The sequence below is a fragment of the Streptomyces bugieae genome, from assembly GCF_036352915.1.
In the GTDB taxonomy this organism is placed as follows: Bacteria; Actinomycetota; Actinomycetes; order Streptomycetales; family Streptomycetaceae; genus Streptomyces; species Streptomyces endophytica.
The window spans coordinates 1-24,623 of the sequence record NZ_JAZBJP010000016.1 but is presented as its reverse complement, the minus strand read 5'-3'; the positions used below and the strand labels follow the sequence as shown (position 1 = coordinate 24,623).

The 24,623-nt window shown below is 72.0% G+C and carries 24 protein-coding genes and 2 riboswitches; of the genes, 16 read left to right on the top strand and 8 right to left on the bottom strand.

Translation table 11 applies throughout. The features are described from left to right. Positions 1-23: 23 nt before the first annotated feature. Together V2J85_RS23225 and V2J85_RS23220 are read right to left on the bottom strand one after the other, a co-directional pair. On the bottom strand, positions 24-980 hold the full coding sequence (locus V2J85_RS23225) for a M56 family metallopeptidase (RefSeq protein WP_261955602.1): 957 nt from the start codon (positions 978-980) through the stop codon (positions 24-26). After that, the gene (locus V2J85_RS23220) at positions 977-1,390 is read right to left on the bottom strand and encodes a BlaI/MecI/CopY family transcriptional regulator (RefSeq protein WP_330822630.1); all 414 of its coding nucleotides are present in this window, start codon (positions 1,388-1,390) and stop codon (positions 977-979) included. Before V2J85_RS23220 ends, V2J85_RS23225 begins: the two co-directional genes overlap by 4 nt. Before the next feature lie 115 nt (positions 1,391-1,505). On the opposite strand from V2J85_RS23220, the gene V2J85_RS23215 reads away from it, so the two are divergent. The 4 genes from V2J85_RS23215 to V2J85_RS23200 all read left to right on the top strand — a co-directional run bounded on the left by V2J85_RS23215 (position 1,506) and on the right by V2J85_RS23200 (position 4,048). Continuing rightward, positions 1,506-2,207: a DedA family protein gene (locus V2J85_RS23215; protein WP_261955600.1), complete on the top strand. Its 702-nt coding sequence runs from the start codon at positions 1,506-1,508 to the stop codon at positions 2,205-2,207. Then, entirely contained in the window at positions 2,204-2,809 is a 606-nt protein-coding gene (locus V2J85_RS23210; RefSeq protein ID WP_330822629.1) for a phosphatase PAP2 family protein, read from the top strand. Before V2J85_RS23215 ends, V2J85_RS23210 begins: the two co-directional genes overlap by 4 nt. Continuing rightward, positions 2,806-3,597, top strand: a complete 792-nt coding sequence (locus V2J85_RS23205; RefSeq protein WP_261955598.1) for a phosphatase PAP2 family protein — start codon at positions 2,806-2,808, stop codon at positions 3,595-3,597. The genes V2J85_RS23210 and V2J85_RS23205 overlap by 4 nt, the downstream gene beginning before the upstream one ends. Positions 3,598-3,739: 142 nt before the next feature. Further along, entirely contained in the window at positions 3,740-4,048 is a 309-nt protein-coding gene (locus tag V2J85_RS23200; RefSeq protein WP_330822628.1) for a hypothetical protein, read from the top strand. A gap of 33 nt (positions 4,049-4,081) precedes the next feature. Here V2J85_RS23200 and V2J85_RS23195 read toward each other — a convergent pair whose 3' ends face one another. From V2J85_RS23195 to gcvT, 5 genes are all read right to left on the bottom strand, one after another. Then, positions 4,082-5,452: an L-serine ammonia-lyase gene (locus V2J85_RS23195; protein ID WP_261955596.1), complete on the bottom strand. Its 1,371-nt coding sequence runs from the start codon at positions 5,450-5,452 to the stop codon at positions 4,082-4,084. A 105-nt stretch (positions 5,453-5,557) separates the two neighbouring features. After that, entirely contained in the window at positions 5,558-7,240 is a 1,683-nt protein-coding gene (locus V2J85_RS23190; RefSeq protein WP_261955595.1) for an APC family permease, read from the bottom strand. Between the two features lie 252 nt (positions 7,241-7,492). Next, positions 7,493-8,755: a serine hydroxymethyltransferase gene (glyA, locus tag V2J85_RS23185; protein WP_261955594.1), complete on the bottom strand. Its 1,263-nt coding sequence runs from the start codon at positions 8,753-8,755 to the stop codon at positions 7,493-7,495. Between the two features lie 52 nt (positions 8,756-8,807). Continuing rightward, on the bottom strand, positions 8,808-9,185 hold the full coding sequence (gcvH, locus tag V2J85_RS23180; RefSeq protein WP_261955593.1) for a glycine cleavage system protein GcvH: 378 nt from the start codon (positions 9,183-9,185) through the stop codon (positions 8,808-8,810). A 130-nt stretch (positions 9,186-9,315) separates the two neighbouring features. Further along, positions 9,316-10,443 (bottom strand): glycine cleavage system aminomethyltransferase GcvT, encoded by a 1,128-nt coding sequence (gene gcvT / locus V2J85_RS23175; protein WP_330822627.1) that lies wholly within the window; start codon positions 10,441-10,443, stop codon positions 9,316-9,318. 33 nt (positions 10,444-10,476) lie between these two features. Next, positions 10,477-10,593: riboswitch (glycine riboswitch) on the bottom strand. Continuing rightward, positions 10,594-10,689, bottom strand: a riboswitch (glycine riboswitch). It abuts the riboswitch before it with no gap. A 223-nt stretch (positions 10,690-10,912) separates the two neighbouring features. Here gcvT and V2J85_RS23170 point away from each other — a divergent pair. The 9 genes from V2J85_RS23170 to V2J85_RS23130 all read left to right on the top strand — a co-directional run bounded on the left by V2J85_RS23170 (position 10,913) and on the right by V2J85_RS23130 (position 21,653). Continuing rightward, on the top strand, positions 10,913-11,656 hold the full coding sequence (locus V2J85_RS23170) for an AAA family ATPase (protein WP_330822626.1): 744 nt from the start codon (positions 10,913-10,915) through the stop codon (positions 11,654-11,656). Between the two features lie 135 nt (positions 11,657-11,791). Next, positions 11,792-12,595, top strand: a complete 804-nt coding sequence (locus V2J85_RS23165; protein ID WP_261955590.1) for an enhanced serine sensitivity protein SseB — start codon at positions 11,792-11,794, stop codon at positions 12,593-12,595. 120 nt (positions 12,596-12,715) lie between these two features. Further along, positions 12,716-13,513 (top strand): enhanced serine sensitivity protein SseB C-terminal domain-containing protein, encoded by a 798-nt coding sequence (locus tag V2J85_RS23160; RefSeq protein WP_261955589.1) that lies wholly within the window; start codon positions 12,716-12,718, stop codon positions 13,511-13,513. A gap of 460 nt (positions 13,514-13,973) precedes the next feature. Beyond that, positions 13,974-14,972 (top strand): ABC transporter permease, encoded by a 999-nt coding sequence (locus tag V2J85_RS23155; RefSeq protein ID WP_261955588.1) that lies wholly within the window; start codon positions 13,974-13,976, stop codon positions 14,970-14,972. A gap of 105 nt (positions 14,973-15,077) precedes the next feature. Next, complete coding sequence (locus tag V2J85_RS23150; RefSeq protein WP_261955587.1) at positions 15,078-16,832, top strand: ABC transporter substrate-binding protein; 1,755 nt, start codon at positions 15,078-15,080, stop codon at positions 16,830-16,832. A gap of 78 nt (positions 16,833-16,910) precedes the next feature. Then, on the top strand, positions 16,911-17,921 hold the full coding sequence (locus tag V2J85_RS23145; RefSeq protein WP_261955586.1) for an ABC transporter permease: 1,011 nt from the start codon (positions 16,911-16,913) through the stop codon (positions 17,919-17,921). Beyond that, a complete protein-coding gene (locus tag V2J85_RS23140) occupies positions 17,918-19,018 on the top strand; it encodes an ABC transporter ATP-binding protein (protein WP_261955585.1) in 1,101 nt (366 codons plus the stop codon). Before V2J85_RS23145 ends, V2J85_RS23140 begins: the two co-directional genes overlap by 4 nt. After that, positions 19,015-20,133: an ABC transporter ATP-binding protein gene (locus tag V2J85_RS23135; RefSeq protein WP_330822625.1), complete on the top strand. Its 1,119-nt coding sequence runs from the start codon at positions 19,015-19,017 to the stop codon at positions 20,131-20,133. The genes V2J85_RS23140 and V2J85_RS23135 overlap by 4 nt, the downstream gene beginning before the upstream one ends. 110 nt (positions 20,134-20,243) lie before the next feature. Further along, positions 20,244-21,653: a M1 family metallopeptidase gene (locus tag V2J85_RS23130; protein ID WP_261955584.1), complete on the top strand. Its 1,410-nt coding sequence runs from the start codon at positions 20,244-20,246 to the stop codon at positions 21,651-21,653. Positions 21,654-21,672: 19 nt separating this feature from the next. Here V2J85_RS23130 and V2J85_RS23125 read toward each other — a convergent pair whose 3' ends face one another. Then, positions 21,673-22,311 carry a trimeric intracellular cation channel family protein gene (locus tag V2J85_RS23125; protein ID WP_261955583.1) on the bottom strand — a complete coding sequence of 213 codons (639 nt, stop codon included), beginning with the start codon at positions 22,309-22,311 and terminating at the stop codon, positions 21,673-21,675. A 93-nt stretch (positions 22,312-22,404) separates the two neighbouring features. Here V2J85_RS23125 and V2J85_RS23120 point away from each other — a divergent pair, with 93 nt between their 5' ends. The 3 genes from V2J85_RS23120 to V2J85_RS23110 all read left to right on the top strand — a co-directional run. Further along, positions 22,405-23,253 (top strand): thioesterase family protein, encoded by an 849-nt coding sequence (locus V2J85_RS23120; protein WP_261955582.1) that lies wholly within the window; start codon positions 22,405-22,407, stop codon positions 23,251-23,253. A 147-nt stretch (positions 23,254-23,400) separates the two neighbouring features. Then, the gene (locus V2J85_RS23115) at positions 23,401-23,928 is read left to right on the top strand and encodes a CU044_2847 family protein (protein ID WP_330822624.1); all 528 of its coding nucleotides are present in this window, start codon (positions 23,401-23,403) and stop codon (positions 23,926-23,928) included. After that, the coding region (locus tag V2J85_RS23110; RefSeq protein WP_419836825.1) for a trypsin-like peptidase domain-containing protein at positions 23,925-24,623 on the top strand (699 nt) is incomplete at its 3' end. The genes V2J85_RS23115 and V2J85_RS23110, both read left to right, overlap by 4 nt.

Sequence of the window (24,623 nt, the reverse complement as noted above, 5' to 3'; positions counted from 1 at the left end):
GGGCCGGAGAGCCGGCCGGTCCCTCAGCGGGCCTCGCCCTGGGCCACCTCCACCGATGCGTGCAGGTCCGCGGCGGCGTCCAGGGCGGCGGCCGCGGAGAACGTGACGCAGCTGAGCAGGGCCGCGGCGACGAGCCGGCGGCCGCGGAAGCCGGACCGTGTCCGGGGCCGGCCGGCGGCCGGCCCCGAGCCGAGCAGCGCGGCGACCCGGCGCGGCACCGGGCCGGTGGTCGCGGCGAGGACCGTACGGGGGCGGTGCGGTGCCGGGGCGTGCGGGCCGGCGGCCAGGGCGGCGCGGCCGATGGCGCGGGCGGTGACCCGGCGGTCGCCGACCCGGGCGGCGGCCGCCTCGTCCGCCCAGCGCTCCAGGGCGTACGCCAGCGGCGCCCGCAGGCCGTGCAGCAGCGGATGGCAGATCTCGGCGAGCGCGGCGGTGAGCAGGAAGAGGTGGTGCCGGGCGGCCAGATGGGCGCGCTCGTGGGCGAACAGCGCCTCGCGCTCGGCGGCGGGCAGCGCCCGCAGCATCCCGGCGGTGACCACGACCCGGCCCGGCCGCCCCGGGAGGGCGTACGCGTCGGGCTCGGCGTCCGGCAGTACGCACAGATCGCCGGAGACCGGGTGCGGTGCGGTGGCGCGCCGGGCCGTGCGCAGTTCGGTGCGGTGGCGGCGGGCGCGGTACGCGGCGGCGAGGGCGCAGGCGGCCAGCAGGACGCCGGCGGCCCCGGCGGCGGGGAGCATGACGGCCGGATCGCCGTCGGCCAGCGGGAGGGAGAGGTGGCCGAGGGCGGCGACCGGCGGCAGCCGCAGTGCCCCGGCGGCCGCCAGCAGGCCGAGCGCGGCGGTCGTGCAGCCGGCGAGCAGCGCGGCGCAGCCGGTCAGCAGCCAGGCCGCGGCGCGCGGCGGCAGCGACTCGGCCAGCCGGCGGGCGGCGGGCACCGCGAGCAGCGGCATCAGCAGCGGGATCCAGACGGCGATGATCACGGGGCGGCCCCCGGGGCGGGCGGCGTCCCCTGGGGGCCGTCCCCGGCGCCCTCCAGCAGGGAACGCAGCAACTGCTCGTCCTCGCGGGTGAGTTGGGAGACGAAGCGGGCGAGCGCGGTGCCGCGGTCGTGCTGTTTGTCGAGCTCGCTGCGCATCCGCCGGGCGGTCAGCCCCGCGGAGTCCTGTATCGGGGAGTACACGAAGCCGCGGCCCGCCCGGGAGCGGGACACCGCGCCCTTGTCGTGCAGTCGGGACAGGATCGTCGTGACGGTCGTACGGGCCAGCCGGCCGCCGAGGGCGCTCTGCACCTCGGCGGGGCTGAGCGGCACCTCGGCCGTCCAGAGCGCGGCGAGCACGCTCGCCTCCAGCTCGCCGGAGGGGCGCCGCTGCACGGGTGGTGTCTCCGACATGGGAACGCCCTTCACCTGCTCGTCGTCTACAGTTCCGTAGACCGTCTACGTGACTGTAGTCGGTCGGGCCGGTCGCACGGCAGGCCCGCAACCCATTATGGGAGGGGCCACCGACATGGCCGTAGCCGCTGCGTTCGCGCAGGTCACAGCCGGGGCGACGGCTATGGGCCAGGCCGTCGACGTGCTCGACGCCGGCTCGCTGCTCGCCGCGTTCGGGGCGCTCGGCGTCGCCGTCGTCCTGTTCGCCGAGACCGGACTGCTGGTCGGGTTCTTCCTGCCCGGCGACTCCCTGCTCTTCACCGCCGGGCTGCTCTGCGCCCCGGGCGCCGGCGGCGCCGTGCACCTCGCCCTGCCCCAGGTGCTCCTCGCGGCCGCGGCCGGCACGCTCGCCGGCTCCCAGACCGGCTACTGGCTCGGCCGGCGCGGCGGCCGCGCCCTGCTGGCCCGCAGCCGCGCCCGCAAGCTGCACGAGGGCGCCGCCCGGGCCGAGGAGTACCTCGCCCGCTACGGCCACGCCAAGGCCATCGTCCTCGCCCGCTTCGTGCCGATCGTGCGCACCGTGCTGAACCCGCTGGCCGGGGCCCTGCACGTGCCCGCCCGCACCTTCACCCTCTGGCAGATCACCGGCGGACTGCTCTGGACGCTCGGCCTCACCCTCGCCGGATACGCACTCGGCTCGTCCGTCCCTAACGTCGACCGCTATCTGCTGCCGCTGGTGGCCCTCGTGGTGGCGGTGTCGCTGACCCCGATCGCCCTGGAGGTGCTGCGCGCCCGCCGGCGCCCGGCGACTTCCGACCCGGAGGAGCAGCACCCGTGACCTCCCTCGCCCTCGGCGGAGCCGCCATCGACGGCGCCGCCTACACCTGGATCACCGGCCTCGCGCACCGCGCCCCGCACGGCCTGAACACCGCCGTCGCCGCCTGGAGCGACTACGGCCTGGCGCTCTTCGCCGTGCTGATGCTGCTCGCCTGGTGGCGGGCGCGCCACCGCGGGCCCGGCGCGATGGCCACGGCCCTGGCCGCCCCCGTGACCGTGGTCGTCGCCTACGCCGCGAACGACCTGGTCAAGAGCCTCTTCGACGAGCAGCGGCCGTGCCGGACGCTGCACACCCTCACCGTCGAGACCTGCCCCGGGCCCGGCGACTGGTCCTTCCCCAGCAACCACTCCGCCATCGCCGCGGCCGCCGCGGTCGCGCTCCTCCTGTGCGACCGGCGGCTCGGCCGGATCGCCGCCGTGGCCGCCGTCCTGATGGCGGCCTCCCGGGTCTGGATCGGCGCCCACTACCCGCACGACGCCGCCGTCGGCCTGCTCGCCGGCGGCCTGGTGGCCTGGGCCCTCACCCCGCTCGCGCCCCGCGCGGCCCCCGCCGTCGCCCGGCTCCGCGCGACCCGGCTGCGCCCCCTGGTGGCCGCGCGGTGACCGCGCCGGAAGGGGAGCCGGGGACCGGGCCCGGACCGGGCCCCGAACCGGTGGCGGGCCGGGAACCACGGCCGGGGCTGGGCCCCGGATCAGTCCCCCGGCCGGGCAACGGCGCGCTCCTCGCCCTGGCCGCGGTCTGTGCGGTGCTCTTCGCCGCCACCGCGGTCACCGTCTCCGTACGCCACGGCACCCCGCTCGCCCTCGAACAGGACATCGTCCACTGGGCCGCCGCCCACCACGGCGAGCCGGTGCGGTCACTGGCACGGGCCCTGACCGCCACCGGCACCGGCCTCGTCCCCTACCTGATGGCCGTCCTCGCCGGACTGCTGGCCGGCCGCGGCGCGACCGGCCGCCTGCGGGCCGTGACCTGCACCGTGGTCGTCCTCGCCGTCGGCCAGGCGGTCCGCTACGGCCTGATGGAACTGCTCGCCCGGGCCCGTCCGCCGGTCGCCGACTGGGCCGGGCACGCCACCGGATACGCGTTCCCCTCCGGCCACGCCACCACCTCCGCCCTCGCGGCCGGCCTGCTCGCCTGGGGCCTGGCGCACCGCTGCGGCCCCGCCGTCGCCCGCACCTGGTGCGCGGTCCTCGCCCTCTGGGCCGCCGGGGTCGGCCTCACCCGGGTCTACCTGGGCGTCCACTGGCTCGGCGACGTCGTCGGCGGCTGGCTGCTGGCCGCCACCTGGCTCACCCTCGCCCTGCTCCTGGAACCGGCCGCCTTCCGCCGCCGGGCGCCCCGGGCGCACTCCGGGGCCACGCAGCCCAGGGGTGGGCATTCCCATGAATAGCTGACGATCCGACCAGGTCTTCCCCAAGGCGGCATGGACGCCGCCCGCGCCGAGCACCACTGTCCTGGGCGCCGGGACCGCAAGGATCCCGCCACCGCCCACGGCAGGTACGACCGCACCGCACCGCCAGGGGGAGATCGCCATGAACCAGCCGTTCGACGCCCGGCTCCCGCGCCCGGCAGCCGACCAGGAGACCGTCGCCGGCGCCCCGCAGGGCCGCTGCCCGGCCGCCGCCGTCAAGGACCCCACCCCGTGCGAGGGGCCGCAGGACGCCGCCACCATCGTGGACCGCCACGGCCGCGAGGTGGCCGGCTGCGTCCACCACTGCGCCCGCCTGCTGGCCGGCCTCGAAGGCGCCCGCGTGCACCCGTTCGTCCCGGCGCGGCACGCCCTGGAGATCTACTCCCGGGCCCGCGAACTCCCGCCCTTCGCCTGGGAGATCGGCAGGTAGCCGCGCCGGGGCCGACGTTTCAGGCCGTCGCCGTCAGCACTCGATGATGTTGACGGCGAGGCCGCCGCGGGCGGTCTCCTTGTACTTGACGGACATGTCGGCGCCGGTGTCCTTCATGGTCTTGATGACCTTGTCGAGGGAGACGTGGTGACGGCCGTCGCCGCGCAGCGCCATGCGGGCGGCGGTGACGGCCTTGACGGCGGCCATGCCGTTGCGCTCGATGCACGGGATCTGGACCAGGCCGCCGACCGGGTCGCAGGTCAGGCCGAGGTTGTGCTCCATGCCGATCTCGGCGGCGTTCTCCACCTGCTCGGGGGAGCCGCCCAGGACCTCGGCCAGGCCGCCGGCGGCCATGGAGCAGGCCGAGCCGACCTCGCCCTGGCAGCCGACCTCGGCGCCGGAGATGGAGGCGTTCTCCTTGAAGAGCATGCCGATGGCGCCGGCGGCGAGCAGGAAGCGCACCACACCGTCCTCGTCGGCACCGGGCACGAAGTTGATGTAGTAGTGCAGCACGGCCGGGATGATGCCGGCGGCGCCGTTCGTCGGCGCGGTCACGACCCGGCCGCCGGCGGCGTTCTCCTCGTTGACGGCCATCGCGTAGAGGGTGATCCACTCCATGGCGCGGGCGGTGGCGTCGCCCTCGGCACGCAGCTTGCGGGCCGAGCCGGCCGCCCGCCGGCGGACCTTCAGGCCGCCCGGCAGGATGCCCTCACGGGACATGCCGCGCGTCACGCAGGCCTGCATCACCCGCCAGATCTCCAGCAGGCCCTCGCGGATCTCGTCCTCGGTGCGCCAGGCCTTCTCGTTCTCCAGCATCAGGGCGGAGATGGACAGCCCGGTCTGCTCGGACAGGCGCAGCAGCTCGTCGCCGGTGCGGAAGGGGTACTTCAGGACCGTGTCGTCCGGGACGATCGGGTTCTCGCCCTCCACCGCGTCCTCATCGACGACGAAGCCGCCGCCCACCGAGTAGTACGTCTTGCCGAGCAGCTCGGCGCCGTCCGCGTCGTAGGCCCAGATGGTCATGCCGTTGGCGTGGTACGGCAGGGTCTTGCGGCGGTGCAGGACCAGGTCCTCGTCGAAGTCGAAGGCGATCTCGTGGGCGCCGAGCAGGCTGATCCGCCCGGACTCCTTGATCGCCGCGACGCGGTCGTCGGCGGTCTCGACGTCGACGGTGCGGGGGGAGTCGCCCTCCAGGCCGAGCAGGACGGCCTTGGGGGTGCCGTGGCCGTGGCCGGTGGCGCCCAGCGAGCCGAAGAGTTCGGCGCGGACGCGGGCCGTGCGGGCGAGCAGACCGTCCTTCTTGAGCCGGCCGGCGAACATCCGGGCGGCGCGCATCGGGCCGACGGTGTGGGAGCTGGAGGGACCTATGCCGATGGAGAAGAGGTCGAAGACGGAGATGGCCACGGGGGCGGACTCCCTTGTCTGCTCGTGGTGGACGGTGGAGCTATGGGACAGGAGGTACGTTTCTGCGCCGAATGTCGAGCGTAACGCGGACCCGGCGCGGTGCCGTCAGACGGAAACCGTCGGGCGGCCGTCGGTGGGTGTAACAGGAGGTGTCGGGGTCACCGCGGGTGCCGGGCCGGCCACCGTGGCGGCGGGCGGACCGGTCAGACCGGTCGTACGGGCCCGCACGCCGGCCCGTACGGCCCAGAAGTAGAAGGCCGGCGCGGAGAGCGCGACCAGGGCGATGTCCAGGCCGTCGGGGATGACGCCGCGCCCGCCGAAGTCCGGGCTGCCCAGCGCGGACAGCGCAGCCAGCCAGAGCAGGAAGGCGATCATCCACCAGGCCGGGGCGAACTGCCGCCGCAGCCGTGCCGCGCCGAGGGACCCGGCCTGGTGGCGCAGCACCAGCACCGCGATCGGCACGGACACCAGCGTCAGCGCGGTCACCTTGCCGGTGTCCGGCCACTTCGACCAGTACAGGGCGCAGGCCGCGAAGGCGAAGGTGACCGGGCAGAGGACCCCGGCGGCCGGCAGCCGGAACGGACGGGGCAGCTCCGGCGCGGTCCGGCGCAGCACCCCCACCGCGATCGGGCCGATCAGGTACGAGATGACCATGGCCGCCGAGACCACCCCGGCCAGCGCCTGCCAGCTGCGCCCGACGGTCAGCAGCAACAGGACGGAGAAGCCGAGGTTGAGCCACATCGCCGGGCGGGCGGTGCCGTACCGCGGGTGCACGGCCGCCAGCCTCCGCGGGAAGAAGCCGGTCTCCGCCAGGTTGGTGACCATGTACGCGGCCGAGGCCACGTTGGCGATGTTGGAGCCGGCCGGCGAGATGAACGCGCCGAACTGCAGCATCGTGACCACCCAGTGCAGCATCAGCAGCCTGGCGAGGTCGGCGAACGGCGAGCTCAGGTTCACGCCCTGCCAGCCGCCGGCCCGGGCCAGCTGCTCGGGCGGCACCGCACCCAGGTACGCGGTCTGCAGCGCCAGGTAGATCACCAGGCCCAGGGCGAGCGCACCGACCAGGGCGACCGGGATGGCCCGGCCGGGGTTCCGGGCGGCGCCGCCGAGGTTGACCACGGCCTGGAACCCGTTGAAGGCGAAGACCACGCCGCAGGTGGTGACGGCGGTGAGCACGGCCGGCCACCCGTACGGGGCGAAGCCGCCCTGCGCGGTGAAGTTCGAGGTGTGGAAGCCGGAGGCGGCCAGCGCCGCCACGGCGGCCACCGGGATGGCGAACTTCACCACGGTGAGCACGGTGTTCGCGCGGGCCAGCAGTTGCACCGACCAGTAGCAGGTCAGCCAGAGCGCGACGGTCAGGGCCAGCGCCACGGCCATGCCGGACGCCGAGAGCTGGTGGCCGGCCGGTTCGACCAGCCCCTTCGCCCAGCCGAAGTCCCAGGACGTCATGTACTGGGTGGCGGCGATCGACTCGATCGGGATGAGCGAGGCGACCGCGATCCACACCGCCCAGCCGGTGACGAAGCCGAGCACCGGCCCGTGCGAGAGGTGACCGTAGCGGGCCATTCCGCCGGGGATCGGGTAGGCCGCGCCGACCTCCGCGTAGGACATCGCGATCATGCCGATGAAGACGGCACCGATCACCCAGGCGACCAGCGCCGCCGGGCCCGCCACCTGGGCGGCGGCACCGGCGCCGAAGAGCCAGCCGGAGCCGAAGATCGAGCCGATGCCGATCATGATGAGGGCGAAGAGGCTGAGCCCCTTCCGGTCGCCCGCGCTCATGTCCATGGGGTGGTGTCGTCCGTCCTGCTGTCGAAAATGCCCCCTCGCCGTTGAAGGGCCGCTGCGAGCTGACACCTTATTTCGCGCGAATCACCGTGAATCACCGGTTCCGCCGTGAGGGCGCGCGAGAGCGAGGAAAGGGGAGGAAAATCCGGGTGAGCAGACCATGAGCCCGGGACCAACGGCCCCGGGCTCACGGCCCGTTGACCCTCCGTCCGCCGCTCGGCGACGGTCCGGAGGATCACCGCATGAGACGCGTCACAGCGACGGGTACAGCGGGTACTTCTCCGCGAGCGCGGTGACCCGGGCCTTGAGGGCCTCCGCGTCGTAGTCGGGCTTGAGGGCCTGGGCGATGATGTCGGCGACCTCGCGGAAGTCCTCGGCCGTGAAGCCGCGGGTGGCCAGGGCCGGGGTGCCGATCCGCAGACCCGAGGTCACCATCGGGGGCCGGGGGTCGTTGGGGATGGCGTTGCGGTTGACGGTGATGCCGACCTCGTGGAGCCGGTCCTCGGCCTGCTGGCCGTCGAGCTGGCTGTTGCGCAGGTCGACCAGGACGAGGTGGACGTCGGTGCCGCCGGACAGGACCGACACACCGTGCTCGGTGACGTCGTCCTGGACCAGGCGCTCGGCGAGGATCTTGGCGCCCTCCAGGGTGCGCTGCTGGCGCTCCTTGAACTCGTCGGACGCGGCGACCTTGAAGGAGACCGCCTTCGCGGCGATGACGTGCTCCAGCGGACCGCCCTGCTGACCGGGGAAGACGGCAGAGTTGATCTTCTTGGAGATCTCGGGCGTGGCGGAGAGGATGACGCCGCCGCGGGGACCGCCGAGGGTCTTGTGGGTGGTGGTGGTCACCACGTGGGCGTGCGGGACGGGCGACGGGTGCAGCCCGGCCGCGACCAGACCCGCGAAGTGGGCCATGTCGACCATGAGGTAGGCGCCGACCTCGTCCGCGATGCGGCGGAAGGCGGCGAAGTCGAGCTGGCGGGGGTAGGCGGACCAGCCGGCGACGATGAGCTTGGGCCGGTGTTCCTTGGCCAGGCGCTCGACCTCGTCCATGTCGACCAGGTTGGTCTTCTCGTCGACGTGGTACGGCACGACGTGGTAGAGCTTGCCGCTGAAGTTGATCTTCATGCCGTGGGTCAGGTGCCCGCCGTGGGCGAGGTTGAGACCCAGGATGGTGTCGCCCGGCTTGAGGAGGGCGAACATGGCGGCGGCGTTGGCCTGGGCGCCGGAGTGGGGCTGGACGTTGGCGTAAGGGGCGTCGAAGAGGGCCTTGATGCGGTCGATGGCGATCTGTTCGACGACGTCGACGTGCTCGCAGCCGCCGTAGTAGCGGCGGCCGGGGTAGCCCTCGGCGTACTTGTTGGTGAGGACGGAGCCCTGGGCCTCCATGACCGCGACGGGAGCGAAGTTCTCCGAGGCGATCATTTCGAGGGTGGACTGCTGGCGGTGCAGCTCGGCGTCGACGGCCGCGGCGACGTCGGGGTCGAGCTCGTGCAGGGAGCTGTTCAGAAGCGACATGAGTCTTTCCTGGAGGGGTCGGAGGGCGCAGAGCACTTCCGGGCGGGGTGGCTCACTCGGTGATGAACGCGGCGTACTCGTCGGCCGTCAGCAGCTCGGCGGGCTCGTCGCTCATCTTCACCTTGAACAGCCAACCGCCCTCGAACGGGGCGGAGTTCACCAGCGAGGGGTCGTTGACGACGTCCTCGTTGATCTCCACGATCTCGCCGTGCACGGGCGCGTAGAGATCGCTGACCGACTTGGTCGACTCCAGCTCACCGCAGCTCTCGCCCGCCGTGACCGTGGAGCCGACCTCAGGGAGCTGCACGTAGACGACGTCGCCGAGCGCGTTCGCCGCGTGCTCCGTGATGCCGACCGTCGAGACGCCTTCCTCGGCGGCCGACAGCCACTCGTGCTCCTTGCTGTAGCGCAGCTGCTGGGGGTTGCTCATGGCTCGATTCTCCTGTACGCGAGGGTGTGATCGTGAATGGGGGCACCTCCCCGGACGAAGTCCGGGGGGAGCGTCTTGCACAGTGAGACGCGCGGTGGCGCGCCGCCGCCCGGTCCGCCGGGACGAACCGTTACTTCTGCCGCTTGTAGAAGGGCAGCGCGATGACCTCGTACGGCTCATGGCTTCCACGGATGTCCACGTGGACACCCTCGGTGCCCGGTGTGGCGTAGGCCGCGTCGACGTACGCGATGGCGATCGGCCGGCCGAGCGTGGGGGAGGGGGCGCCCGAGGTGACCTCGCCGATCACCGTGCCGTCGGCGGAGACGACCGGGTAGCCCGCGCGTGGGACCCGGCGGCCCTGGGCGATCAGCCCGACCAGCTTGCGCGGCGGGGCGGCCTCGGCGCGTTCGGCGGCCACCTCCAGCGCGGCGCGGCCGACGAAGTCGCCGTTGTTGGTCGTCTTCTCGAATTTCACGACCCGGCCCAGGCCGGCGTCGAACGGGGTGATGGCGGTGGTGAGCTCATGCCCGTACAGCGGCATGCCCGCCTCCAGGCGCAGGGTGTCCCGGCAGGACAGCCCGCACGGCACCAGGCCCACGTCCTTGCCGGCCTCGGTCAGCGCCTCCCAGAGGGCGACCGCGTCGGCCGGCCGGACGAACAGCTCGAAGCCGTCCTCGCCGGTGTAGCCGGTACGGGCGATCAGCGCCTCGACGCCGGCGACCGTGCCGGGCAGGCCGGCGTAGTACTTCAGCCCGTCCAGATCGGCGTCCGTCAGCTTCTTGAGGATGCCGGGGGACTCCGGGCCCTGCACCGCGAGCAGCGCGTAGGCGTCCCGGTCGTCGCGGACCACGGCGTCGAAGCCGCCGCCCCGAGCGGTCAGCGCGTCCAGCACGACCTGGGCGTTGGAGGCGTTGGCGACGACCATGTACTCCTGGTCGGCCAAGCGGTAGACGATCAGGTCGTCGAGGATGCCGCCCTCGGCGTTGCAGATCATGGTGTACCGGGCGCGGCCGGTCTTCACCCCGCCGATGTTGCCGACCAGGGCGAAGTCGAGGAGGTCGGCGGCCTGCGGGCCGGTGACGGTGATCTCGCCCATGTGGGAGAGGTCGAAGAGGCCGGCGCGGCTGCGGACCGCGACGTGCTCGTCGCGCTCGCTGCCGTAGCGCAGTGGCATGTCCCAGCCGGCGAAGTCGGTCATGGTCGCGCCGAGTGCCCGATGCGTGGCATCGAGCGCCGTGCGGCGGGGGGCATCAGTCATGGTTCTGGGCTCCCAGGCAGGGGTGACAAGACGTTCTCCCCATCTGTCATCGGAACCTGAGAGGTTCACCGGGAGCCCGCGAACGGGCCCGGTTTGCACCTTGGGTGGAGCCGCCCCGTGGGCCGGGCCGGGCTCGCTTTTCAGATCTGCCTCGCCCGCGCGGTATAGGGGCCTGAGAGATTCAAGGGAGGACTTGCTCCTTCGGCGCCCCGCCGTGGCGGCCGGGGACTCTCCCGCGCGGATTCAAGCGGCCGGTATGGAGTTGGCGGTGCACGGGTGAACCGAGATGTGCACGTGGCGCGCACATCATTGCACGGGATCGCCGAATACAGGAGGCCCGGTCGCCGCACCGCACCCGACGTGGGCGGATCGCACAATCACCTTGATGGCCATTACCTTTTCTTGACACTCTGCGGGTAGGGAACCGGCCTCGGGCCGGACCGCAACCCGGACGGGGAGGGTGATCACGATGCACAGGGACGCGGCACTCGCGGCCACATCGGGGGCCGGACCCGAAGAGCCGGTGGCGGTCCGCGCCGCCGAGCCGGTGACGGTCCGCGCCGCCGCGCCCCGGGCCCGGCGCCCGGCGCGTCCGGTCGTCCGGCCGGGGCGCGGCGCGCGGGTGGTGGACCTGCGCGGCGCCGGCCGGGCCCGGGCCGCCGCCGAGCTGCGGTTCCCGCCCGGTGACCTGGTGGTCGTCTCCGGCCTGCCGGGCAGCGGCAAGAGCACCCTGATGCACCGCGTCGTGCCGCCGCTGGACGGCGGCGGGGCCGAGGTGCACCGGATCGACTCCCAGGACGTCCGCGAGCGCTGGGAGCGCGGCCGGCTGCGCCGGCTGCCCTACGGCCTGTACCGCCCGCTGGTCCGGGCCGCGCACTATCTGGCGCTCGGCCGGGCGCTGCGCTCCGGCCGCAGCGTGGTGGTGCACGACTGCGGGACGCTGGCGTGGGTGCGCCGGTGGATCGCCCGGGCGGCCGGCCGCGGCGGCCGCGGGCTGCACCTCGTGCTGCTCGACGTGGCACCGGAGGTGGCCCGGGCCGGCCAGGAGGCGCGCGGCCGCGGGGTGTCGGGGTACGCCTTCGCCCGGCACCGCCGGGCGGTGGCCGGGCTGGTCGGCGGCGCGGAGGCGGCCCGGCTGCCGCGGGGATTCGCCTCGGCCGTGCTGCTGGACCGCCGCGCGGCGAGCGCCCTGGAAACCCTCACCTTCCGCTGACCGATGCCGCCCCTTCGCCCGCGCCGCCGCTCGTCGCGGCGGGACCCGGCACCGTACGCGCGGCACCGGCCTTCCCTCGTCTAGGGTCATGGGCCAGAAAGCGCGGAGTGCGGTGTGGAACACGGGTGGATGCAGATGAACTTTCCGGAGCAGGGGATACCGCAGCTGGCCTGGCCGGCGAACGAGCTCGAAGAGGTGCTGGCCGCGTCGGTCGGGCATCCCGGCGCCGGCGGCCGGATCGTCGAGGTCCTGGGCCGCAGCCGGGTGTGGGTGCCGCTGCCCAACGGCGGCGGCCCGGACGGCGCGGGCCTCGGTACCGCCGGGCTGGACCTGCCCACCGTCGACATCGGCGGGCTGGCCTACGTCCCGGTCTACAGCTCCGAGCAGGAGTTCCTGCGGGTCGTCGGCTCGCACATGTCCTTCACCGTCGCCCCGGCCCGGGAGTTCGCCCGCGGGCTGCCGCCGAAGATCGGGATCGTGGTGAACCCGGACGGGACGGTCGGCGTCCCGGTACCGCCGCCCGCGGTGGCCGAATTGTGCCGCTCGGGACGTCAGGAACCGGACACCGGCGCACTGCCGAGCGGCGGCCGGGTGCGGCTCTTCGAACCGGACTGGCAGGACGAGCCGGTGGACTTCCTGGCCGCCGCCGGACTGGAGTTCTCCGGCGTCGGAATTGTCCTGACTGCCCGGCGTGTCCTGGCCAGTGTCGAAGGCGACACGCCCGCGCTGTTCGTCGGTGTCCAGGTCGCTACGGTCCCCGAGGCGCTGCACGACGGATCGGCCCGCGACGCGGTGCTCGCGGGCCTGGGACGGGCCCTCGGCGCGGTGCCGGTGCCCTGGCCCGTGCAGCTCGTCATGCTCGACCTCGCCCAGGGCGACCCGGTCGCCGACTGGATGCTGGAGCGGGTACGGCCGTTCTACTCGCGCGAGCACTCCTAGGGTTCGCCGTTGTCGCGGAGGCCGCGGCCTTCCGGCCCTGGACCATCGGCAAGCCCTAAGCTGGTTGGATGACGCGCGGGCGCACCCACACGTGCCCTGCCGAGAGAAGGGACGGACCACGTGAGTGCGGGTGCGCATCAGGGGCCGCCGGCGACCGGACAGCTGGAGCAGCTGCTGCAGCAGGTCTCGCCCGGCCGTTACGACGCCTACGAGGCGCTGCTGCACGCACTCGCCGCGGGCCAGGTCTGGATGCTGCTCTGGCACGGCCGGGCCGGTTCGCCCGACGCGCAGTACGGGAACATGGAGGTCGACGGCCTCGGTTACGCGCCGTGCGTGACCTCCGCGCCCGAACTCGCCGCCTCCGGCTGGAACCGCGACCACGAGGTCGTCAGCGGCCTGGAGATCGCCGCCGCGCTCTTCCCCGACCGCTGGGGACTGTGGCTGAATCCGCACGCTCCCGGCGGCGGAGTCGGCATTCCGTGGCTGGATCTGCGCCGGATCGCCGGCGGCCTCGACCGGCTGCCCGCCGGCCCGCTGCGGATCTCCGATCCGGTCATCGACATCCCGCAGTTCTACGCGCTGCTGGCGCAGAACGCCCATCGCACGCCCGCCGTACGGTCGTTGCGCCGCGCCTGGGTGCAGCCCGCGCTCGGCGCCCCGTATCTGGCGATCGGTCTGGATCTGTACGACACCGGCCCGCAGGCGGTGGATTCCGCCCGGTTGATGATCCAGCAGTCGATCGGTGCCGTTCCGGACGGATTGCCGGTCTCCACGGTCGCGATGAACGACGAGTACGACCCGGTCGCCATGTGGATGCGGGCCGCCGCGCGGCCGTTCTTCGACCGTGACGGCTACACCCAGCAGCCGGCCCAGCCGCCGGCGCCCTCGTACGGCTACGGCTACCCCCGCCCTTACTGACAGGCCCGCCCGTCGCCCGACCACCACCCCTCAACGACGCCCTCCGGGTGGCCCCCGCCCGTCTCTCCTGTCGGAGCGTGTCGCTCCGGCAGGTTTCTTGTGGTGAATTCGCCCCGTACGCCCCGCGGTTGAGGTGCTCTCCCGCGGCTCTTCGCTCCGCTCAGCCCGAACTTGTGTCCGTATAACGGAAAGTCGTGGAGCACATCACAGTTGCGCATCCTTTCCCTGTCAGGGCTGGTGACTGATCGCGAAGGGGATGAAGACTCCGGAAACAACAAGGGCCTCGGTCCTTTGTGCGAGCGTCATTCCGGTCGGCGTCGGGTGAACCGCTTCCTTCCGCAAGGTGAACTCCCATGAGGATCACCGGACTTGCTCCGCAGTGCACCAATTGACGTGAACCAGGCCGCTACCGCGGCGGGCAGGGGCCGGCCACCGTCGGCCGAGAGGGGTCAAAGGCACCGTGACCGCACCGATCGAGACCACCGGGGCGGCTGCCGAGGCGCAGCCGGAAGCGGTGCTGGAGGGCGTGTCGAGCAAGCGCATCGAAGGGCGTTCGCTCGGCCAGATCGCATGGCTGCGCTTCCGGCGGGACAAGGTCGCGGTGGCGGGTGCCATCGTTGTCATCCTGCTGATCGCCGTCGCGGCGCTCTCCCGTCCGCTGCAGGCCCTGCTCGGACTGGACCCCAACGCGCCCAACGAGTCGCTGATCGACCCCAACACCACGCTGCCCAAGGGGGACTTCGGCGGGATGAGCGGGGACCACCTGCTCGGCGTGGACCCGAAGTTCGGCCGCGATCTGCTCGCCCGGGTCCTGGAGGGCTCCTGGGTGTCGCTGATCGTGGCGTTCGGCGCGACGCTGCTGTCGGTCGCCATCGGCACCGTGCTCGGCGTGATCGCCGGTTTCTACCGCGGGCGGGTGGACGCCTTCATCAGCCGCATGATGGACGTCTTCCTGGCGTTCCCGCTGCTGCTGTTCGCCATCGCGATCTCCGCCTCGCTGCAGGGCGGCGCCTTCGGCCTGGAGGGCCTGCCGCTGCACATCTCGGTGCTGATCTTCGTGATCGGCTTCTTCAACTGGCCGTACATGGGACGGATCGTGCGCGCGCAGACGCTGTCGCTGCGCGAGCGGGAATTCGTGGACGCCGCCCGGGGCATGGGCGCGCGCGGACCGTTCATCCTCTTCCGGGAGCTGCTGCCCAACCTGGTGGGCCCCATCATCGTCTACTCGACGCTGCTGATCCCCTCCAACATCCTCTTCGAGGCCGCGTTGAGCTTCCTGGGCGTCGGCATCCAGCCGCCCCAGGCCTCCTGGGGCGGCATGCTCAACCAGGCGGTCAAGTACTACGAGGTCGACCCCCAGTACATGATCGTCCCCGGCCTCGCGATCTTCGTCACCGTGCTCGCGTTCAACCTGCTCGGTGACGGTCTGCGGGACGCGCTGGACCCGCGCAGCCGCTGACGGCACCGCGGGCAACCCGCCCCAGCCGCCACCGCGCTTTGTGTTGTGACGTTTCTCGACGAACGAAGACCGTACGAAGACCGAACGAAGGGGACACCGACCACCATGCGAAGGTCAGTTCCGGTCGCGACCATAGCGGCCATCACCAGTGCGGGCCTTTTGCTGGCCGGCTGCAGCGGGGGCAAGGGCTCCTCGGAGGGCTCAGGGGAGGCCAACGCGGCCACCAAGGGCGTCGTCAACGCCTCGGACGCCAAGGGCGGCACGGTCACCTACGCCATGAGCGACGCCCCCGAGTCGTTCGACCCGGGCAACACCTACTACGCCTTCATCTACAACTTCAGCCGGCTCTACGCGCGCCCGCTGACCACCTTCAAGCCGGGCCCCGGCCCCAAGGGCAACCAGCTGGTCCCGGACCTCGCCGAGTCGATGGGCAAGCCCAGCGACGGCGGCAAGACCTGGACGTACAAGCTCCGCAAGGGCATCAAGTACGAGGACGGCTCCACCGTCACCTCGCAGGACGTCAAGTACGCCGTGGAGCGCTCCAACTTCGCGCGTGACGTGCTCTCGCTGGGCCCGAACTACTTCCAGCAGTTCCTCAAGGACAACGACGGCGGCGGCTACAAGGGTCCGTACAAGGACAAGAGCAAGGCCGGTCTGAAGTCCATCGAGACCCCCGACGACCAGACGATCGTCTTCCACCTCAAGAAGCCGTTCGCCGAGTTCGACTACCTGGTCAGCGCCCCGCAGACCGCGCCGGTCCCGCAGGCCAAGGACAAGGGCGCGGACTACACCAAGTCGGTGCTGTCCACCGGCTCGTACAAGTTCCAGAGCTACCAGGAGGGCAAGCAGCTCACCCTGGTCCGCAACCCGCAGTGGTCGGCGAAGACCGACCCGCTGCGCAAGCAGCTCCCGGACAAGATCGTGCTGAACCTGAAGGTCGCCCAGTCGACGATCGACAAGGACCTCCAGTCCGGCAACACCCTGGTCGACCTGGCCGGCCGCGGCGTCGACGGCCAGACGCAGGCCCAGCTCCTGACCAACTCCGACGAGAAGGCCAACACCGACAACGCGCTCGGCCAGCGCCTCGTCTACACGGCGATCAACACCAAGGTGAAGCCGTTCGACAACCTCGAGTGCCGCAAGGCGATCGAGTACGCGATCGACAAGAAGGCCGTGCAGACCGCGCTCGGCGGCCCGATCCGCGGTGAGCTGGCCTCCACGGTCCTGCCGACCGACATCGCCGGCTACCAGAAGTACGACCTGTACCCGCAGAAGTACACCGGCGACAAGCTCGACCTGAGCGAGGCCAAGAAGCACTGGGACAAGTGCGGCGCCGGCAAGACCACGACCACGATCCTGGCCCGCAACGACCGCCAGGACGAGGTCGACGCGGCCACCTCGGTCATCGAGTCGCTCAAGAAGATCGGCGTCACCGCCAAGATCCAGTCGTACCCGACGAGCAAGTACTTCTCGGACTACGCCGGTGTGCCGGAGTTCAACAAGAAGAACAACGTCGGCCTGATCATGATGCAGTGGGGCTCCGACTTCCCCACCGGCTACGGCTACCTGCAGCAGATCCTGAACGGCAAGGCGATCAGCAAGTCCGGCAACACGAACCTGTCCGAGCTGGACGACCCGGAGATCAACAAGCTGCTCGAAACGGCCATCGCCAACACCGACAAGGCGGCCCGCGAGAAGGCGTACGCCGAGATCGACAAGAAGACGATGGAGCAGGCGGCGCTGGTCCCGCTCACCTACTTCAAGGTCCTGATGTACCGCTCGCCCAAGGCCACCAACCTGGTGTCCACCTCGGCCTTCAGCGGTCAGTACGACTACCTCAACATCGGCGTCAAGAAGTAGCAGCCCTGGAAGGCAGGTGAAGGCATTGGTGTCCGCGGGCCGGTTCCGGCCGGCCCGCGGCGCCGACGCCGCATCCCCGTGTTCTCGTACATCATCCGCAGGTTGATCAGCGCAGTGATCCTGCTGCTGATCGTCAGCGCGGTCACTTTCGGCATCTTCTTCCTGCTGCCGAAACTGGCCGGGCAGAGCACCGACCAGCTTGCCCAGCAGTACATCGGAAAGGCCCCCACGGCCGCGGACATCGCCGCGGTGAAGAAGAACCTCGGCCTGGACAAGCCCGTGTACGAGCAGTACTGGGACTTCCTCAAGGGCATCTTCGTCGGCGTCGACTACAAGTTCGGCCCGGAAGCGGCCAAGTGCCACGTGCCGTGCTTCGGTTACTCGTTCAAGACCCACATCGAGGTCTGGCCGGAGATCCAGTCCCGGCTCCCGGTGACCCTCTCGCTGGCCGCCGGCGCGGCCGTGCTCTGGGTCGTCTCCGGCGTCGCCACCGGCGTGCTCTCCGCGCTGCGCCCCGGCTCGTTCTTCGACCGTGCGGCGATGGGCGTGGCGCTGGCCGGCGTCTCCCTCCCGATGTTCTTCACCGGTGCGCTGGCCCTGGCCCTGTTCACCTATCAGTGGCCGATCTTCGAACGCAGCGACTACGTACCGCTGCTGGACAACCCGTTCCTCTGGGCCCGCACCCTGGTGCTGCCCTGGGTGACCCTGGCCTTCCTCTACTCCGCGCTCTACGCCCGGCTCACCCGGGCCGGCATGCTGGAGACGCTGGCCGAGGACTTCATCCGCACCGCCCGCGCCAAGGGCCTGCAGGAGCGCAAGGTGGTCGTCCGGCACGGTCTGCGCGCCGCACTCACCCCGATCATCACCGTCTTCGGCATGGACCTCGGCCTGCTGCTCGGCGGCGCGCTCATCACCGAACAGGTCTTCTCGCTCAAGGGAGTCGGCGCCTTCGCCGTCGAGGCGATCAACGCCAACGACCTGCCGAACATCCTCGGCGTCACCCTGCTCGCCGCGTTCTTCATCGTCATTTGCAACCTGGTGGTGGACGTTCTGTACGCCGCCGTCGACCCGCGGGTGAGGCTCTCGTGACCGACTCCTCCGAGGACAGGACCGCCACCGCGGCGGCCACCCCGACCACGGCACCGCAGACGTCCGCCTTCCTCGACGTGCGCGACCTGAAGGTGCACTTCCCCACCGACGACGGCCTGGTGAAGTCCGTCGACGGGCTGACCTTCAGCCTGGAGAAGGGCAAGACGCTCGGCATCGTCGGCGAGTCCGGCTCCGGCAAGTCGGTGACCTCGCTCGCCGTGATGGGCCTGCACCGCGCCTCGCGCCAGCAGCGCAACAAGGTCCGGATGTCCGGCGAGATCTGGCTGGACGGCAAGGAGCTGGTCTCCGCCGACCCGGACGAGGTGCGCCGGCTGCGCGGCCGCGAGATGGCCATGATCTTCCAGGATCCGCTGTCCGCGCTGCACCCGTTCTACTCGGTCGGCAAGCAGATCACGGAGGCCTACCGGGTCCACAACGACGTGGACAAGAAGACCGCGCGCAAGCGGGCGATCGAGATGCTCGACCGGGTCGGCATCCCGCAGCCCGACAAGCGGGTCGACGACCATCCGCACCAGTTCTCCGGCGGTATGCGCCAGCGCGCGATGATCGCGATGGCGCTGGTCAACAACCCCGAGCTGCTCATCGCGGACGAGCCGACCACCGCCCTGGACGTCACCGTCCAGGCGCAGATCCTGGACCTGATCCGCGATCTGCAGAAGGAGTTCGGCTCGGCGGTCATCATCATCACCCACGACCTGGGCGTGGTCGCCGAGCTCGCCGACGACCTGCTGGTGATGTACGGCGGCCGGTGCGTCGAGCGCGGCCCGGCCGAGAAGGTCTTCTACGAGCCCCAGCACCCCTACACCTGGGGGCTGCTCGGCTCCATGCCGCGCATCGACCGCGCGCAGACCGAGCGGCTGATCCCGGTCAAGGGCTCCCCGCCCAGCCTGATCAACGTCCCGTCCGGCTGTGCCTTCAACCCCCGCTGCCCGTACGCGGACGTCCCCAAGGACAACCTCACCCGTACGGTCCGCCCCGAGCTGAGCGAGGCGGGCGGCGGGCACTTCTCCGCCTGCCACATGGCGCCGGAGGAGCGGAAGCGTATCTGGACCGAAGAGATTGCGCCGAAGCTGTGACCGAGACGACTGACGACGAGAACACCACGATCCCGCTCCAGAAGTCGCCGGACGCGGCACCGGCCGGGTCCGGGGACGACGCCGAGCCGCTGCTCCGGGTGCGCGGGCTGGTCCGGCACTTCCCGATCACCAAGGGCCTGCTCAAGCGGCAGGTCGGTGCGGTGCAGGCGGTCGACGGCATCGACTTCGACGTACGGCCCGGGGAGACGCTCGGCGTGGTCGGCGAGTCCGGCTGCGGCAAGTCGACGATGGGCCGGCTGATCACCCGGCTCGACGAGCCGACCGGCGGTTCGATCGAGTTCCAGGGCACCGACATCACCCATCTGTCGCCGGGCAGGCTGCGGCCGATGCGCCGCGACGTCCAGATGATCTTCCAGGACCCGTACGGTTCGCTGAACCCGCGGCACACCATCGGCGGCATCGTCTCCACCCCCTTCCGCCTCCAGGGCGTCGAGCCGGAGGGCGGGGTGAAGAAGGAGGTGCAGCGGCTGCTGGAGCTGGTGGGCCTGAGCCCCGAGCACTACAACCGCTATCCGCACGAGTTCTCCGGCGGGCAGCGGCAGCGCATCGGCATCGCCCGGGCGCTGGCGCTCAAGCCCAAGCTGGTGGTCGCCGACGAGCCGGTGTCCGCGCTGGACGTGTCGATCCAGGCGCAGGTCGTCAACCTGATGGACGACCTCCAGGAGGAGCTGGGCCTGACCTACGTCATCATCGCCCACGACCTCTCGGTCATCCGGCACGTCTCGGACCGGATCGCGGTGATGTACCTCGGCAAGATCGTGGAGCTGGCCGACCGCACCGCGCTCTACGAGACGCCGATGCACCCGTACACCAAGGCGCTGCTGTCCGCGGTGCCGGTGCCCGACCCCAAGCGGCGCACCCAGCGGGACCGGATCCTGCTCAAGGGCGACGTGCCCTCGCCGATCAACCCGCCCTCCGGCTGCCGGTTCCGGACCCGCTGCTGGAAGGCGACCGAGGTGTGCGCCACCACCGAGCCGCCGCTGGTCGCGCTGCGGACCGGGCACCAAGTGGCCTGCCACCACCCGGAGAACGCGGAGGGTGCCGCGCCCGCAGCTGGCAACGAGCTGACAGGTCAGGCATCAAGTGACAAGTAACTCCTGACGAGTTGGCAAAGTCGCGGGTGGAACGCGGCGGGAGGGTGCAGAGTCAGCACGGTTGTTCGATCTCCGATCGATCTTCATCCGGACATCCGAAGGGATGGCTCATGGCACTCTCCCGCACCGCGCGTCGCACCTCCCGCTGGCTGGCTCTGGCCACCGCGGTGGCCTCGGCCGCCACCATCGCCGCCGCCCCCGCGGCGACCCCCGGCGCGCCCGGCGTCGGCGACCCGTACTTCCCCGAGATGGGCAACGGCGGCTTCGACGCCCTGCACTACGACCTCGGCGTCAGCTACCACCCCGACAGCGGGCGGCTCGACGGCCGCACCACGCTCACCGCCCGGGCCACCCAGAACCTCTCCGCCTTCGACCTCGACCTGCAGCAGCTGACCGTCGACTCGGTGCGGGTGAACGGCCGGCGGGCGCACTTCGCGAGATCCGGCGACGAGATAACCATCCGCCCGGAGTTCGCGCTGCGCCGCGGCGGGAAGTTCACCGTCACGGTCGCCTATCACGGCGTCCCCAAGCCGCTGAACGGCCCGATCGTCTTCGGCTCGGACTACGGCTGGATGAAGACCAAGGACGGGGTGTTCGTCGGCTGCGAGCCGAACGCCGCCTCGACGTGGTTCCCCTCCAGCGACCACCCGAGCGACAAGGCCACCTACGACATCCGGATCGACGCCCCCAAGGGCCTGACCGGGGTCTCCAACGGCCGGCTGATCGCTTCCGGGGAGGCGCACGGCCGCTCGTACGCCCACTGGCGGGAGTCCCGCCCGATGGCGACCTACCTCGCCACCGCCACCATCGGGAAGTTCGACGTCCGTACCGGAACCACCCCGGGCGGCATCCCGGTCTACGTGGCCACCGATCCGACCCTGCCCACCGGCAAGGTGGACGTGTACGGCATCACCTCGGAGGCCACCGACTACTGGTCGAAGGTCTTCGGGCCGTACCCCTTCGAGGAGACCGGCGCGATCGTCGACGACATGCCGCAGGCCGGGTTCTCGCTGGAGGTGCAGTCCAAGCCGGTCTACTCGGGGGTGCGCAGCGAGAGCACCATCGTCCACGAGCTGGCCCACCAGTGGTTCGGCGACTCGGTGTCCGTGCGGCAGTGGAAGGACATCTGGCTCAACGAGGGCTTCGCCACCTACTCGCAGTGGCTGTGGGGCGAGCACCGCGGCACGACGAGCGCCCACGACGCCTTCCGCAAGGCGTACGACGCCATCCCGGCCGACAACGGCTTCTGGAAGCAGAAGATCGCCGATCCGCAGCGCGACACGATGTTCTCCGACGCGGTCTACGAACGCGGTGCGATGACGCTCCAGGCGCTCCGCGAACGCATCGGTGACCAGGCGTTCTTCAAGCTGCTGCCGGCCTGGACCGCGGCCCACCGCTACGGCAACGCGCACACCGCCCAGTTCGTCGCGCTGGCCGAGAAGATCTCCGGGCAGAAGCTGGGGGACTTCTTCGACACCTGGCTGTACACGGAGAGCAAGCCGGAGCTGTCCGCCAAGTAGGCCGCCGGTACCGGGCGGGTCAGTCGGCGTCCGGCCGGCTGCCCGGCCGGGGGCGGAGCTGCTGGGGGCGCGGCAGGTGCAGCCCCAGGTAGACCGCGCCCATGCGCAGGGCGAACACCACCCCCGCCGAGATCGCCGCGGCGGGGGTGGGCCGGGCGCCGAGGTGGTGCAGCAGGAGGAGGCAGCCGGCGCCGGCCAGGGCGGCGATGGCGTAGACGTCCTCGCGCAGCAGCAGCGGGGGGAACTCGCCGCACAGCACGTCCCGGATGACCTCGCCGGTGACGCCGGTGAGTACCGCCAGGATGATCACGGCGAGCGGGGTGGCGCCCGCCGCGATGGCGGCCCGGGCGCCGATCACGGTGACCACGGACAGTCCGACCGCGTCGACCACCAGCAGCGACTTCCGGGGCAGCGACCAGAACCGCAGGTAGATGATGGTGCCGACACCGACGCAGATGATCACGGTGAGCAGCACCCAGTCGTGCGTCCAGTACAGCGGCCGCCGGTCGAGGATGAGATCGCGCAGCGTGCCGCCGGAGATGGACGCGGCGAAGGCGAGCACCAGGCCGCCGAAGGGGTCCATGTTGGCGCGGTAGGCGGCCAGCACCCCGCTCGCCGCGAAGGCCGCGACGCCGGCCAGGTAGAGGACGTGAAGCATGGCGTCATCATCGCAGGGACGGAACGACGCTCTCCGCTTGCGTCCGGGAAGCTGACCCTACCGGTCGGTAATTTATCCGTGTACGGTGCCGCCATGGCTCTGGTCACCTCAGGCAACAGTGAGTTCGACCGCGACACCGCGGTCACCCGCCGCGCAACCGGCATCTACGAAGCCCAGCTCTCGGCGGGCTGGACGATCATCCAGGCGGTCAACGGCGGCTATCTCCTCGCCCTCATGGGCCGCGCCCTCGGCGACGCCCTGCCGCACCCCGACCCGCTGTCGGTCACCGCGCACTACCTCACCGCCTCCGTTCCCGGCCCGGCCGTCATCCGCACCGAAGTGGTGCGCACCGGCCGCACCATGTCGACCGGGACCGCGACCCTCGTCCAGTTCGCGGAGGACGGCAGCGAGGTCGAGCGGCTGCGGGTGCTCGCCGCGTACGGCGATCTCGGCGCGCTGCCCGACGACGTCCGCACGACGGCCAAACCGCCCGCCATCCCGCCGTACGAGCACTGCCTGGGCACCGACAGCGCCCCCGACGGGGCGTCGGCCATCCCCGGCAGCACCGCCATCGCCGGGCGGCTCGACCTCCGGCTGGACCCGGCGACCGCGGGCTGGGCCATCGGCGCACCGTCCGGCCGGGGCGAGATGCGCGCCTGGTTCGGGCTCGCCGACGGCCGGGACCCCGACCCGCTGTCCCTCCTGCTGACCGTCGACGCGCTGCCGCCCACCGCGTTCGAGATGGGGCTCTCCGGCTGGGTCCCCACCGTCGAGCTGACCGTCCACGTCCGGCACCGCCCGGCACCGGGGCCGCTGCGGGTCGCCATCACCACCCGCAATCTGGCCGGCGGGTTCCTTGAGGAGGACGCGGAGGTGTGGGATTCGGAGGACCGGCTGGTGGCGCAATCACGCCAACTGGCGCGGGCGCTCGGGGTGGAGTGATCCGGCGCGTCGGCGCGGCCGGGCCCGCGAGGTACCGTGCGGCCCCCTCTGGAACGGACTTTCCGCAGGTGGCCACCGGTGCGAGAGGGCGGAGAGTGACGCAAAAGTGCGCGCGGGGGCGGTGCGGGCCGTGTCAAACTGATCGACATGGGGGACGTACCGCTCACGATGGAGGACGGGACCGTCGTCTGGCTGCGCGCGGAGGCGCCGGCGGCCGCCGACGGCCCGCCGGGCCCGGTGTCCGGCCAACCCACCGCCGCTGACGGCGAGTTGGAGCTGCCGGACGCGTTCGGCTCCGCGCAGCCGGTCAGTGTCGACGGCCGGATGGGCCGGGCGCTGACCCGCGGCGGCGAGGTCCTGGAGGAGGCGCTGCGGCCGCTCGGCGGGGTGCTCGGCCAGATCCACCGCTCGATCTCGGCCGGCAGCCACCGCCCGGACGAGGTCACCGTGGAGTTCGGGGTCACCCTCGGCTCGGATCTGCGCCTCGGGGTCTTCACCGGCAACGGCGAGGCCAGCTTCAAGGTCTCCGCCACCTGGAACCTCGCCGGTGACCGCGGCACCGGCCGCAACGGCGACCGCGCCGCCCACCGCGACCGCGACCGCGGCGACGACGACGGCACGGGCACCCCGGACACCCCGACCGGCCCCGGCACCCCGGGCGGTGCGGCGCCGTGATCGCCGGCGCAGGTCCGGACACCCCGCTCCAGCTGTCCTTCGCCTCCGTACGGGACGGCGAACGGGCCGTCGGCGCGGGCGTCCTGGTCGCCGAGCGGCTGATCCTGACCTGCGCCCACGTCGTCAACAGCGCCCTGGGCAGGGCGCGTTTCTCCCAGGACACCCCGGGACCCGGCGAGACCGTCACGGTCCGGCTGCCGCACGTCGCGGCCGGGGTGGACCTCACCGCCCGGGTCGTCCGCGAGATGTGGACCCCGCCGCGCGCCACGGCCACCGGACCCGGCCCGGCCGACCCCGGCCGGGTGCCGTACCACGGCGACCTCGCGGTGCTGGAGCTCACCGACGCCCCGCCCCCGGGCGCCGAGCCCGCACCGTTCCTCCAGCACAACTACGCCGGGGAGACCATCGCGTTATGGGCCAGCGGCAATCCGCTGCCCACGGTCCGGGCCGTGCCCCGGGTCTCGGCGCCGCCCTGGATCGCGCTGGACGTGCTCGGCGGCACCCAGGTCACCGAGGGCTTCAGCGGTGGCCCGCTCTGGGACCGCGAACGGCAGGCCGTGGTCGGCCTGGTCGTCGCCGTCCACCGCGCCCCCGAAGGCGCCGGGGCGGCCGGTGACCAGCAGCGGGCGGTGCAGGTGCAGGGCGGCGTTGACGACGGAGATCTCGTTGCGCTCCAGGAGGTAGGGCGCGCGGGG

Coding starts and splice junctions, on each gene's coding strand:
- gcvH (WP_261955593.1), bottom strand. CDS start 9,185: ATGAGCAACCCCCAGCAGCTGCGCTACAGCAAGGAGCACGAGTGGCTG.
- gcvT (WP_330822627.1), bottom strand. CDS start 10,443: ATGACTGATGCCCCCCGCCGCACGGCGCTCGATGCCACGCATCGGGCA.
- V2J85_RS23120 (WP_261955582.1), top strand. CDS start 22,405: ATGGCTCTGGTCACCTCAGGCAACAGTGAGTTCGACCGCGACACCGCG.
- V2J85_RS23115 (WP_330822624.1), top strand. CDS start 23,401: ATGGGGGACGTACCGCTCACGATGGAGGACGGGACCGTCGTCTGGCTG.
- V2J85_RS23190 (WP_261955595.1), bottom strand. CDS start 7,240: ATGGACATGAGCGCGGGCGACCGGAAGGGGCTCAGCCTCTTCGCCCTC.
- V2J85_RS23170 (WP_330822626.1), top strand. CDS start 10,913: ATGCACAGGGACGCGGCACTCGCGGCCACATCGGGGGCCGGACCCGAA.
- V2J85_RS23200 (WP_330822628.1), top strand. CDS start 3,740: ATGAACCAGCCGTTCGACGCCCGGCTCCCGCGCCCGGCAGCCGACCAG.
- V2J85_RS23165 (WP_261955590.1), top strand. CDS start 11,792: ATGAACTTTCCGGAGCAGGGGATACCGCAGCTGGCCTGGCCGGCGAAC.
- V2J85_RS23130 (WP_261955584.1), top strand. CDS start 20,244: ATGGCACTCTCCCGCACCGCGCGTCGCACCTCCCGCTGGCTGGCTCTG.
- V2J85_RS23150 (WP_261955587.1), top strand. CDS start 15,078: ATGCGAAGGTCAGTTCCGGTCGCGACCATAGCGGCCATCACCAGTGCG.
- V2J85_RS23125 (WP_261955583.1), bottom strand. CDS start 22,311: ATGCTTCACGTCCTCTACCTGGCCGGCGTCGCGGCCTTCGCGGCGAGC.
- glyA (WP_261955594.1), bottom strand. CDS start 8,755: ATGTCGCTTCTGAACAGCTCCCTGCACGAGCTCGACCCCGACGTCGCC.
- V2J85_RS23215 (WP_261955600.1), top strand. CDS start 1,506: ATGGCCGTAGCCGCTGCGTTCGCGCAGGTCACAGCCGGGGCGACGGCT.
- V2J85_RS23220 (WP_330822630.1), bottom strand. CDS start 1,390: ATGTCGGAGACACCACCCGTGCAGCGGCGCCCCTCCGGCGAGCTGGAG.